Here is a 13,402-nt window from a genome sequence, read left to right as displayed (position 1 = left end):
CGGACGCAAACCGAATTAAATATGAATTGGTCTGCTGAGTTTTTCAGCAGACCCTAATTAATAAATCGCTCTTTATTATTAGCGCAAAGTAAAGAACAGAACTTTGCCATTTCTCAACCGTTAGCGGTCAAGAAAAACATTCTTGTAATTGGTTTATTTTCAATTATTAAGAATAATAACAATTTTACACAATGAAATTTATCTGTCCTAGTCGTCTTATGACAAAATCCTCATTGTAGATTATATCAATCTTTTCCTGTGTTAGTATTTCCTTGTCCACAGAATCAAAATGTACCCTAAAATCTGGTATGGTCACTGACAAATAATGACTATCAGATCCATATATTAGCCAATATAACTAAGCATTAACAAGCATAACCTGAATCCTTCATACTATTTCTCGGGTAGGCATTCTCTATTTAAAAAGAGAAGCCAATACCTCCTGTAAATCTTATTCCACTCCAATCAACCAACGCTTCTTTAGGTTTTAAATCTTCCACTTTAACTTTAGCTACAAAATCATACCCTAATGCAATGTGCATATTAATATTTTTGGTAATATAATATTTTGCTCCTGCTTGTATGAGAAATGCAAAACTTGTGTTTGAATATTTATCATCAAATGAGTCTAACTCTTCATCTTGAACTATAAAGAATCCTTTATTTTTGATCTCAGAAAAATAAAGACCTGGAGAAATCTCCCCAAAGAAAGAAAAAAGAGCCTTTTCTTTGTCATTTCTATATGTATAAAAATAATTTTTATAATATACTCCGGCCCGTATACCATTTACAATAAACCGGTTAGAATATTCGCCTGAATAATCCTTCAACGACAGTTTCGCTCCCGTTGAGCTATATCCTCCCCCTTTTAAGCCGAATTCATGCATATCAAATCTGTAACCTATATCTACGATGTGAATTACTTGATTAGTAGAAAAATCATCAACACTTTTTGCACCGATAATAAATGCAGGAGGTGATTGTTGTATGGTTTTCATCAGACTTTTCATACCATCCATATTATGTGTAGCATAACCCAAAGAATAACTTGCGGTGAATTGTGCTTGCATATATATGCTACACAGTATTGAGATAATTAAGAAAGTATATTTTTTCATTTTTTCAAATAATTAGTTATGTTTAGATAATAAAGTTTTTTTTGATCGCTCCCTCCTGATTTTAGAAACAAATCATCAAAAAGGTAGTCTGAGTCAGAGTTGGTTAACGACAAACGCTCTTTGTTCAATATTGTATCAAAAATGGTACATTTTGACCCATGCACTGCTACTACGTTTCCAGTATATGGATCTGAACATCTATAAGAACAGCGTTTCTTTTCAGATTTAGCACCATTCTCTACATTTACGGTATACATTTCATTATTGTACATTCCCGGAGAAAGTGTTATGATCAGCTGGTTAGATATTTTCTCATTAAAATTGATATTTTTAGGATCGTAGCTCCCCAATCCATAACTAGAGCACTCTTCTGTATACAGTAAAGAAAACGCATTCTCTGAAAACTTATAAACTAACGCTCTAACATCATTATATACACATACATATTGGCCATCTCTGGATACAACAATGTTATCCCACATATTTTCTAAAGATAAAGAAGAAATTAATTTTCTTGACTTCAAATCATATGCATAGAGTATACTTTTTATATCGCTTTCGTCCTCTTTTATAGTTATTTTCGGACAAATAAATACAACATCATTCGTGCCAAGATAAGCATATTGATAATTTAGTACATCAGTTGATTCGAATTGTATCTTCTCATGATTTTTAAAATCGTAGCTGATTAAATCAATCCAATCATAATTCGCGATAAATATTGTAGACGTTTTTTCGGAACAAAATGCATGGATTCTCCAATTTGAAGGCATTGTGTTTGATATCTCCGTATTATTAATCATCTCAAGAGTCTTCCTATTATAAGACCATATTTCATCTTTATTTTTGATAAATAAGATATCATTGGAAGTATCTACGAAAGCTATATAATCATCATAGTTTTTATCTCTTGTAATTAGACTCTGGCTATATAATTCATCATAGTGCATAGGCATATTTCTACTGATAGTATTAGCACTCATCGGTAGAACATAAAGCTCCACCCACTCCCCAAAGGAACTCAGAGGGAAAATTCCAACACCATGTTTTGTCGAGAAACTTGCTAAATCTTCAATATCAAAATAGTTATTTGTTCCCTCATAAATTATATCACCATAATATCCACTAGCAAATGCATATTTAGATTTATATTCATTTTTTGGCCATGATATTCTCGCCGAGTTTATGCCTGTATATTCAAACTTAACAGAATACTTAGGAAAATCTATGGAGATGGTATAATTATCGACCCAAGGTTTTCTATAGCTTTCTTTGAAAAAGGTTTCTATCCTGTAATGTAAATAACCAAATACAGCACGTGTGTCAATGAAAACTGTTTGATTCGGATTGGTTATTTCTTCCACATATTCCGTGCGGTCGTGATAATATGTTATCCGATATTTCTCTACTGTATATTGTTCCAACTCTGGTTTACTCCATGTTAATTCAAAATAATCATCATTGTTTTTATGATGAGAAATATTTTGAAGGCTTAGGTTTGCATCCGGCACAAAAATAATATTATATTCAAATCTGCCAATGTAGCTTTCTAAACCTAGTTTTCCGGCTATGCTTTCAGAGCCAGAGTCAACTTTGACATCAAGTATAAGTTTTTCTTCGGTTCTGCTATTATAGCCTTTCGGATCTAACAGGATATAACCATCAGAAGAAAAGAACTCTTTATTACCTAACATGAATTTTTGTTTTAATATATTCCCTTCGGGAAGATTCAGATCATATTTCAGTTTTGTTTCCTGATATATATAAATCGTCGCTCCTGATGGTAAATTTAAAAGATTGAACGTTATTTCCTTCTCTTCTGTTTTGGGGATACCAACAAAACAGACTTCATCTTTATCATATTCGCATCCGGTGAAAACGAACAAGATAATATAGAGTAATAATATAAATATTATGCTAACATTCTTCATATCATTCAATATATGGCTTCAAATCAACATAATACAACACGCCACTCTTGCTGGTAGTAAGTATATTGTCGAAGAGTCTCAGATCCCATACTCTACTCACCGGGATCGAGTATATTTCTTCATTCAGATCAGGACTAAGTATAACCAGTATATTGTCATTCTTTATGTATGCTACATTTCCGGTGAAGGGATCTTCGGTCATAAATTTACCGGCAATGTAAGCTGTTTTGTTTTTAGTCAATGCATTCATCCTGTAAAATTGTTCTTTTTCTACTATATAAAGTTCTTCATCATCAACTTTGCTAAAAATACATTCTTCAAAGTTGATAGGATAAGTGGATATTGAATTTACATTGAGCATCTCAATATTATCAAAACTAAATATTTGAATATAGTTGTCCTCCGATACCGAAAGGTAAGTTCCATCCTTCGACATAGATCTTTTCGCATAGTTTCGAAGGATATCCGGCCCTTCACGATACATTAATTGATTATTTGATAGATTATAAACATTAGTCCAATATCCGTCAGGATCAGTATATCCAAATATTAATTTTCCATCTTTCCGGGCATGCAAAACCGATAGATTATTTAGTGTAACCCCTCCCCAATTTATATAAGACTGCAATTTCATATTTCTGTCATATATGTTGATCTTGTAATCTCTTGTTATATAGAATAGTTTTTCAAAGTATTCGGAATAATACATATATTCTCTTGACCAGTCCCAATCAAAGCCTGTGTTAACATATCTATCCGGTATAGTTTTCATTGTTGTTATATCAACAGCATAGAGCACGTATTGATCTTTAACATAGAGTTCTTTATGCTTTAAATCGTAGGCTATTTCTCCAGAAAGATATATATCCTTAACTCTGCTAGATTGTAACAGCTGAGTAGAGTAAGCCGTTGATGAAATGTTTCCTGTATAATTAGCCGGATAGATATGTAATTTTATATCTTTATATATAGGGAAATTATAAGTTTTGCTTATTTCTGCCTCGGTATTGCCCTTGCAGTCAATTATAGTACCATCCTCTAATTCCAATGCATAGTTACAGTTATACATGTGTTTTTTCCACCATACTTTGATTTTATCAAAGCCTATTGGCTCTGAATCCAAGCCTCCTGACGGATATTCTATCTGAACGGTGTGGTAGTCCCATAATTTTTCGATTTTATTATTCTCAAAATATGTCAAGATCAAATAATCCTGTTTCCCTAATACATGTGATTCATCAACAAAGAAAGGATCTTTCGGGTCGGTTATGGTGCTTAATAACGTTTCTTCGTATCCATTGAGTTTATATACTTCATATTTACTTACCTGTAGTTGCTGTAGATCAAGAGGTTTCCAGCTAACTTTCAAATTTCTATCCTGGGTGATCGTATTTTCAAATTTCAAGGATAAATCAGCATAATGAATAAATTTGATCTTATACTTAAACGATCCTAAATATTTTTCCAATCCAAGATGTTCCGCAATACTATGTGTTCCGGTTTTTAACTCTACATTTATAGTTAAATTTAATTCTTCGACTCCTCCGTAATCCGAGGGATCTAAATAAAGGATTCCACTCCCCGGTAAATTCAAATCTTTATCTCCCAGTTTGACTTCATACTTAAGAAGGGTTTTTCCTTTCAGATCAGCATTGCACGAGACCTTGGTCTTTCGATATATGTATACCGTTTCTCCATTAGCCAATCCATCAAGATTTATGTCTACTGTTATTTTTTCCGGAGGTGTAAGGTCTTCATAGTACACCTCGTCATTATTATATTCACAACTGAATTGAATTGCAAATATGAATAGAGTGAATAAGACTTTATATTTATACATAATTTAGGTATTTCTATAAGGGTAAGTCTAAACGATATGCCATCACATCATTAAAGGTTAACCTGCTATTGAAGAATGAATTATTACCAGATGTATAATAATTGAACGGTATTCTAATTAATTTTTCAGACAATGTTTTATCGTATATATTTAAAAGAAAATTTTGATTGTATTGCTCATCCAGACAAGCAATGTTACCGGTAATAGGATCTTGATATAAAAATTTACCTTTTTTTGAATTTTTATTGGTAAGTGACTCAACATCAAAAATTACAGTTTCTGTATCTCCTCTTAATATTAACTCTTTCGGATTAGAATAGCTAAACTGACAAGCTGGATATCTATAGTCGGCATTTGTATAAGAGTATATTTGTACAGCTTTGTCGTCCTGTATTTCATAGATAATGAGATGTGCCTTATAATAATCACATAAATATTTTCCGTCAGGGGATACGGCAATCTGAGATTCTCTATTTTGTAATCTTTGTCTAAAGATTTCATTTCCTGTTTTACTGTTCAATACTATACAAGACCTTTCGTAGTTAGTATCTCCCAGCCAAAACAAATCATGATAAAACAACGTGTAATTGTCGCATAAATAAATAGGATCGGAATGGATATTTATTTTTTGGATTTGGAGTGGATTTTCAAAGTTGCTATTATTATATATAAAGATATCGGATATACTTATTGGTGTCGGATACATATATTTATAGATAGCAATCTGTGAAGTTTTTGCAGAAACAGACATATACATTCTATCAAAATAGCCAATCTCACGCAGCAAAAGGTCTCTTTTCTTAGAAGAATCAGATATAGAGTATATGCTCAATTCATCGTGATAGAGATAATAATATTCATTTTTAGAGATATTCCACGCTTGAGGAATTCCCGAATATTCCTCGGCAAGGTACCAATAATAATCGCACTCGATAAATACACCCTTTTCATAGTCATCATATGGCATGTTGAAAGGTAATATATATAGCTTAAACCGACTAGCATCAGATGGGAATCTGAATCGTTGCATTTTTACTTTTCTTTGATTCTGACCACACTCTATTTTTGACCCATCTGCTCCAATAATCAAATACTTACACTTGTATCCGGTATTATCCCACGATACATTCATCGATTCATTGTCTAGGTATTCATAACTGAATTTAGGATTGGTTTTAAAGCCATAATATTCCGGACTAAAGTAATCTACCTTCAAGGATTCATAATCAACATCGTTATTCTTATAGTAGACATATAACTCATAGGTTTTATAACCCCATGTGTAGCTTCTATCTATATGACTAGTTTGTTTAGTATCCGTTATTATTTGTTTTACTTGTTCTTTTTTAATGTCATCGGTATAGATTAACTCATATCTTAAAAGCTTTGCATTGTCAAATACGGGTTCATCCCAATCGAGCTGCAAGTAACCTTCTTCCGATTTTCCTCCACGAAGATTCGTTTTAAAATTCTCTTCAAGTTTTACAAATTTAACATCATACTCATATTTTCCCACATACTTCTCATATCCAAGATGATCTGCGATACTTCCTGTATGTGTTTTTAATTGAATATCAATAGTTAATTTTCTGACAGAGTTATCTGCTAAAGGACGCAAACGAATGCTATTTTGATCAATCTCGGCATCGGCGTCGATTGATATCTTAAAGTCGAATATATCCTTCCCTTTTGTATCTATCTTATATGTCAGTTTAGTATACTCATATATGTAGATTATATTATCAGGAAGAACATGAGACAGTTCAATCTCCAGTTCTACCTTATCTTTTGGAGGCGCTAGCTCTTCAAAGTATATCGGATCTTTATCATATTCACAGGAATACAATAAAATTAGAAGAAAAGTTAATAAATAAAATATCGTATTATTGTTTTTCATAGGAATAGTCAATAGTTAGTCTCATTATTTGAGTATAAATATAGCATTTGTTTCGATATCTTAATATAAATTAAGCCATTCTTTTTTTCACACCAATTCCTTATTCTTCGCCTTTTTTCAATTCCTCTGTATCTTCTCTGTGTATTTCCGGGGCGAATATTCCCAAAGTAGAAGATAATCCTAAATCAGCTAAGAGGCCAATATTTAAATCTGCATCTAGAAGTTTATACTTGCTTATTTTATATGCACATCTTCATTTTTCTTTCAAAGGGGAGAATCTGCTCTTGCATTCTGAATTGCTCCGTCTGACTGTTTTTGAATTCAGAATATAAGATCCTCCGTTTGCTATCCTCCTAAAAGAAGGTATACGATAAAAGTTCCTATGGTTAGAAATAAAATTATTGATAGAACTGCTGTAATAATTTCCTTACTAATGCCACCCTCCTTATTCTTAGGATAAGACTTAAAGGACTGCCAGTTTAATTTTAGATGAAATATATTTAAGATTATAAAAGCGATTCCGGCTAAAGCATGACATGATACGCTAATATGTTTTTCAAGGCTATCAGGGTCATCTTCAAAGAACTGAATTAATATAGCTGTAATAAACAAAATTATCAGAGCAAAGAATAGTCCGATAGACACGAACGCTCGATAATTAAATCCTCTTTTATATGATACTTTCATAGTTTATTCTTTAATAGTATAATCTTTAACATCTACTTCCGATAATCTGAAATATCCATAAGCAAAATTTTTACTGTCGGTCTGATTTACAATATTACCTCGAACAGCAGCTGGTGTTGGAGAAAACATAGGTCCATCATCATTACCTGATGCTAGTAGTAGTTTTGCCATATAGTCATAATATCTTTTAGAGATTCCGTATAATTTGAGGTTTAGAACGTCCCCCACTTCCAAATCCTCATGTGAATAATAAACAGCTGTTAAGGCGCCCTGATTCATTTCGTTATTTTCGACACTATATTGTGGGAATATTATATGCCTCATCTTAACGCTATACAGATAGTAATTATACTCAGCACCATTGTCCTGATAGTAGTATGTAATTTCAATTTCGTCACCTGCCATACCTCCTTTATTGTTCTGTTGGATTGTATCTTCGATTTTTGGTGTCCCGATTAAAGTTTCCGTAGCGGTATATGTTTCTCCATTCAGGTTAACTGTCAATGTATATGTTTCTCCAATAACAGGTTCAAAATTGGTGCAGATATATTCACCTTTACTGGTAGTCTCAATAAAATCAAAAACGATATTCTCTGTATTGGCTACAGAAATGGTTGCTCCTGAAACGGTCGGAAATTTATCCTCGTAGTAGCCTGTTGTGGTCGTCAATTTAATTTTTTGTTCGTTGCCTGTTGTACCCTTTATCCAGTCAATGGATGCATCTATTACCAGTCTTGGCTCGGCTGTCTCTAAATCGACTTTGATAACATCTTCATAGCACGCAGTAAAGGACAAAGCTATTATTACGATTAGAATTATATTTAATGATTTCATCTTATGATTTTTTGAATGTTTATTTTAAAACTTGAAATTGTAAGTGATTCCGGGGATAATACCGAATATGGACATTTTCTTAACTTCACTCAATCCTGTCGTTGCATTTTGTCCGAAATTGTAAGAAGCTGCATTGTGCCTGTTGTAAACATTGTAGATACTAAATACCCATTCGCCTTGCCATCCTTTTTTCTTATTCGGATTTGGCGTGTAAGTTGCCGATAAATCTAAATGGTGATATGCTGCTAATGAATTTGCGTTTCGTGTACCATAATTCGCAATAGTTATTCCCTGATACTCGTATTTTCCATTCGGAAATGTTGCGGCTTTACCCGATTGAAAAGTAAAAGTACCTCCTAAAGACCATTTTTTACTTAGTTGATAAGCACCTGTAACTGATAGGTTATGCAATTTATCATAATTAGCCCGATACCATTTTCCGTTATTTATTCCCGGTTCATTGGCATTTCTCCCCGGAGTCTGTTGTTCTGCTTTAGAAAGGGTATAAGAAAGCCAACCTGTTAATCGTCCTGTATTCTTTCTTGCCATCAATTCTAACCCATATGAGCGAGCCTTACCATTCAGGAGGACTCTTTCTATTGCTTTATGTGCAATTAAATTTGCCCCATCAATGTAATCCGCTTTATTTTTTATCGTTTTGTAGAATGTTTCAACTTCTAGTGAGTAATTATCACCGCCAAAGTTCTGTAAATAACCTAATGCCACCTGATCGGAAATCTCCGGTTTAAGAAATTTGTCACTGGGAGCCCAAATATCAAGAGGTGTGGCAGATGCCGTATTGGATATCAGGTGGATATATTGACTCATCCGGTTATAACTTAACTTTATAGATTTATCATCATTTAGAGCATAAGCCATTGCCAATCGTGGTTCAAGGTTACCAAAACTTACGATAGATTTATTTGTGCCATAATATTTTGTTCCTATAGGGGTTCCTTCTTCATAAATCTGAAATTCAGGATTGAAAACTACCGCTTCATTATTTTCGTATATATTTATTTCTTCTTTGCCGAGTCGTTGGAAGTTACTGTATCGGAGTCCGTAGCTGACTGATAACTTATCCGTTAACTTCTGCTCTGCACTAAGGTACAGGGCATTCTCAAAAGAATTCTTTTTAGCAATCTGATCCGGAATAACTCCCGATGTTTCATCGAAAGGTCTTATTGTTCCGGGATTAAACTGATAATAAATAGAATTAAGTCCATAATTCAGGATCAAGTTATTGGATAGATAATGCTTAAAATCATATTTGAAGTTATAGTTTCTAATATTTGACTTCCAGTCGATACCTGCAAACTTTATCTTTAATCCATATTTATAATCGCTATATATAGCTGACATATTAGAGAATATCTTATCGGTAAAGATGTGATTCCATCTTACATTGGTTAGAATATTTCCATAATTGTTTATCAAAGATTTATTCATGTCAAAAACATCATTACCCAGATATCCGGAGACAAAAAGATTATTCTTGTCGTTGAATCGATAATTAAGTTTGGCATTCAGGTCATAGAAGTATGCTGAGTTCGGCTCATCTGCCAACTTCAGTAAAAGGTGTGCGTATGTTCCTCTCCCAGCCACAACAAACGAGCTTTTATCTTTTACGATTGGTCCTTCTACTAACAAGCGACTGGAGATTAATCCGATTCCCCCATTTACATGATATTCTTTATTATTTCCCTCTTTCTGATAGATGTCTAAGACCGAGGATGCCCGACCTCCGAAATTAGAAGGAATACCTCCTTTATATAATTTTAGATCTTTGATCACATCGGAATTGAAAACAGAGAAAAAACCGAACAGGTGTGAAGTGTTATAAACTGCCGCTTCATCGAGTAAAACAAGATTTCCATCTACAGAGCCTCCTCTTACATTAAATCCTGATGCGCCTTCCTGTGCATTAGTTACTCCCGGAAGTTGTAATAATGATTTCAACACATCGACTTCACCCATAACCGCCGGCATTTTCTTAATTGTGCTTATAGGAAGTTTATTCACACTCATCTCAGGTTTGAAGATTCTGGTCTTATTTTCATTGACAGTGACTACAACCTCTCCTAATGTTGAACTTTTCTCAAACATTGAGAAATTCTTAGTTGTGTTTGCGGTCAGAGAAATATTCTCCTGAATAGTTTCAAAACCCATGTAGCTGATGATAACAGTATAATCCCCTTTAGGCAATGTTATAGAGTAAAAGCCATAGGAATTGGTAGCAGTGGAAGTACTTCTTGCTTCTGAAATAATAATACTTGCACCAATCAATGTCTCATTATTGGAGTGATCGGCAATAGTGCCGCTCAATGTAAATTTCTCTTGCGAGAAAGCGTTGAGTGCAGTTGATAAAAGGAATAGTGTATAAAGAAATTTCATTTTCATCCTACTTATTTATTGGAGTTTATCTTTAATGACAGAATTATGAGTTCGCTATCGTGAATCTGTTTTCATAATCACGATGCAAATATGCTATCAATAAAAAGGTCGTGGAAATTTTTGAGAAGAAGGGGCGGATTTATGCGATGAATGAAAATACCCTGATAACGATCAACGGTTGTCAGGGTATTTTCAAAGGAAATCGGAAGGTATCTTTAAGAAGAGTAACGATTAAAAAAATCATCGGCATATGTTCTTCCGATGGGGAACTCTTTATCTCCTATGAATATGGTGGTTCCTCTTACTGCTTCAATTTTATTGAATGGTAAAATATAGCTACGATGCACACGAATAAAATCGATAGAATTTAGCTTCTCTATCATATCTTTCATAGACATTCGGGCTACAATCGTTTTGCGGTCTTTGATATGAATTTTAAGATAATCGGCTAAGCCTTCAATGTATAGAATGTCCGCTAAAGGAATTTTTACCAGATTAAAATCGGCGCGAACAAAGATATTCTTATCTGCACTTTGATCTTGCTTATTGATATAGTCAAAATACTCCTGAGCTTTAGATATAGCTTGTGTAAATCGTTTCAGATTGATAGGCTTAAGTAAATAGTCAATAGCATTTAATTCATAGCTGACAACGGCATATTCATTAAAAGCAGTAGTGAAAATCACCATTGTTTTATGCCGCAATGCTTTTACTAAGTTAATTCCGGTCATCGCTGGCATTTGTATATCGCAAAAAATCAGATCGACCGGATACTTATGTAGATATCTTAGTGCTTCACTCGGCTGAGTAAATGTTCTTTGAAGATTAATGTTCTCATTCTTTTCGCACAATGATTTAATCACTGTAAGTGCTAACGGTTCATCATCTATGGCAATTGCATTCATCATTGTAAATCGATATATAAAGAAACGAGAAACTGCTTTTCTATATTATTGATAACCAACAAATGCTTTGAGGGGTAAGTTAAATCTAACCGATGCTTTGTGTTTTCAATGCCTAATCCACTTTTTTCATAAATATTCTGCTGAATACTTACTTTATTATTTGCCACACTCAACTGAAGCTCTTGCTTATTCATCGTTATTTCGATTTTTATATGGCTTTTTTGCTCAGAATTTACTCCATGCTTAAAAGCATTCTCAACAAAAGGAATGAGTAACATAGGAGCAATTTGCAAGTCTGGAATATTTTCCATGCAATTATATTCCAGCTTCACACTCCTGTCTAATCGAAGCCGTTGTAGTTCAATATAATTACTAATATAATTTATTTCATCTTCCAGTAAAACAAAATCCTGTTGTGTATCTCTCATTGTATATCGCATCATCTCTGAAAGTTTATCTATCATATCCGCAGCTTTGGGCGAGGTATCAATAACTGTCGCATATATATTGTTCAGCGTATTAAACAAGAAATGAGGGTTAATTTGCGATTTTAGGGATGCTATTTGTGCTGAAAGTTTTTCGTTTTCTGCTTGCTTTAGTCTAGTATAAAATGCCCATAAAATAGAAGAGCCGATTGACAAGAGCCACAATACAATAGCATTGATCATAATAACCGGAATGATCTTTTCAACTATCGGCTCCGATTCGGTTAACCTTTCAGGGTTAAAATCAGAGAAATAAAATATTATGCCAAGAGTAAATAATACTATTACTATTATCAATAGTAAGAATAGAAAATAGAGCCAGTTCCTTTTTGAAAACAAAAACTTAGGGATAAGAAAAAAATAATTGAAGTAAAATGTAATTAACAGCACACTGCTTATCGTAAAGCATAATAAAAGATACTTGACGTCAGAAGCCGGATCTAATGAGTTAAACACCTGATCGGTTGAAATATATGGAACAACCAGCAACAACAACCAAACTAAGGTATGTATGGCAATGGTAAGTCGTTTAGTTTTCATAATTATATCTAAAATAAATTGCAAATTAAAGGTTTGTTTGTTTTCCTCCAAAAGAAATGAGAAGAACGTAGATAGTTTAGAGAAGTATGAGGAACAATCATGCTTTTTCGATTATATTGAATATTATTTTTTCTTTCCAACTGATAAACCACCAATTTAAAAAGAGAATAATAAAAGCAAGGTTTTGATAAATAATACTCTTTCGTAGAAAGGAAGATTATTTATTCAAACTCGTAGAGCCTGACCTTGCTGAATTATTCTCTTGATATATCTTCGTGATCAGATGAAAGAAACTACAATGAAAATTTCTTATCTACTTCTTGAATATCCCTCATAATAGAACTATCCAATACTTTGGCAGAATATTCTGAACTTTAGCTCTTACCGTATCAATATACATATTGATCTCGGTGGATAGTTTGTCTTTGGTTTTAAGTTTACCTTTGGTCTGATCCCAATTCTCGACAAGTGTACTTCGTCGGACAAACATTTCACAGAACCGCTTGTCTACAGTGATTCGGAAGGCAATAGGGGCTTCTCCGTTTGCTTTGATTTTATTCTTTTTGAGAATAAATAAAACATGAAAGGATTTTTCGCCTATTAGGACAAAAGAAAAAACCTTGACTTTCTACTGAAAATCAAGGTTTTACTTCTTTTTGCATCATTTGCTAGTGATCCCGCTGGGAACGCTTTTTTTATCTCGTAATAGATGTTGGAAAATCCAGTGAGCGTTGCCCCCTCGTGCCAGTCTAAATTGACCCCATGTACCAA

At 33.4% G+C, this 13,402-nt stretch carries 10 protein-coding genes; all 10 read right to left on the bottom strand.

Annotated features, from left to right (window positions below):
* Positions 1-419: 419 nt before the first annotated feature.
* Positions 420-1,070, bottom strand: coding sequence for a hypothetical protein (locus ACFO6W_RS04010; protein WP_379994064.1), 651 nt, complete (start codon positions 1,068-1,070; stop codon positions 420-422).
* A gap of 44 nt (positions 1,071-1,114) precedes the next feature.
* Positions 1,115-3,049, bottom strand: a complete 1,935-nt coding sequence (locus ACFO6W_RS04005; protein WP_379994063.1) for a hypothetical protein — start codon at positions 3,047-3,049, stop codon at positions 1,115-1,117.
* Position 3,050: 1 nt separating this feature from the next.
* Positions 3,051-4,889 carry a hypothetical protein gene (locus tag ACFO6W_RS04000; RefSeq protein WP_379994062.1) on the bottom strand — a complete coding sequence of 613 codons (1,839 nt, stop codon included), beginning with the start codon at positions 4,887-4,889 and terminating at the stop codon, positions 3,051-3,053.
* Between the two features lie 13 nt (positions 4,890-4,902).
* Positions 4,903-6,786: a hypothetical protein gene (locus ACFO6W_RS03995; protein ID WP_379994061.1), complete on the bottom strand. Its 1,884-nt coding sequence runs from the start codon at positions 6,784-6,786 to the stop codon at positions 4,903-4,905.
* 345 nt (positions 6,787-7,131) lie between these two features.
* Complete coding sequence (locus ACFO6W_RS03990; protein ID WP_379994060.1) at positions 7,132-7,473, bottom strand: DUF4405 domain-containing protein; 342 nt, start codon at positions 7,471-7,473, stop codon at positions 7,132-7,134.
* Positions 7,474-7,476: 3 nt separating this feature from the next.
* Positions 7,477-8,307: a DUF4249 domain-containing protein gene (locus ACFO6W_RS03985; protein ID WP_379994059.1), complete on the bottom strand. Its 831-nt coding sequence runs from the start codon at positions 8,305-8,307 to the stop codon at positions 7,477-7,479.
* 24 nt (positions 8,308-8,331) lie between these two features.
* Positions 8,332-10,707 carry a TonB-dependent receptor gene (locus ACFO6W_RS03980; protein ID WP_379994058.1) on the bottom strand — a complete coding sequence of 792 codons (2,376 nt, stop codon included), beginning with the start codon at positions 10,705-10,707 and terminating at the stop codon, positions 8,332-8,334.
* Positions 10,708-10,916: 209 nt separating this feature from the next.
* Positions 10,917-11,609 carry a LytR/AlgR family response regulator transcription factor gene (locus tag ACFO6W_RS03975; RefSeq protein ID WP_379994057.1) on the bottom strand — a complete coding sequence of 231 codons (693 nt, stop codon included), beginning with the start codon at positions 11,607-11,609 and terminating at the stop codon, positions 10,917-10,919.
* Positions 11,606-12,631 carry a sensor histidine kinase gene (locus tag ACFO6W_RS03970; protein WP_379994056.1) on the bottom strand — a complete coding sequence of 342 codons (1,026 nt, stop codon included), beginning with the start codon at positions 12,629-12,631 and terminating at the stop codon, positions 11,606-11,608. Before ACFO6W_RS03970 ends, ACFO6W_RS03975 begins: the two co-directional genes overlap by 4 nt.
* A gap of 331 nt (positions 12,632-12,962) precedes the next feature.
* Positions 12,963-13,202 (bottom strand): Arm DNA-binding domain-containing protein, encoded by a 240-nt coding sequence (locus ACFO6W_RS03965; protein ID WP_379994065.1) that lies wholly within the window; start codon positions 13,200-13,202, stop codon positions 12,963-12,965.
* Positions 13,203-13,402: the final 200 nt, after the last annotated feature.

The sequence above is a fragment of the Dysgonomonas termitidis genome, from assembly GCF_042654545.1.
GTDB lineage: Bacteria > Bacteroidota > Bacteroidia > Bacteroidales > Dysgonomonadaceae > Dysgonomonas > Dysgonomonas termitidis.
This window is presented reverse-complemented; position numbering and strand designations above follow the sequence as displayed.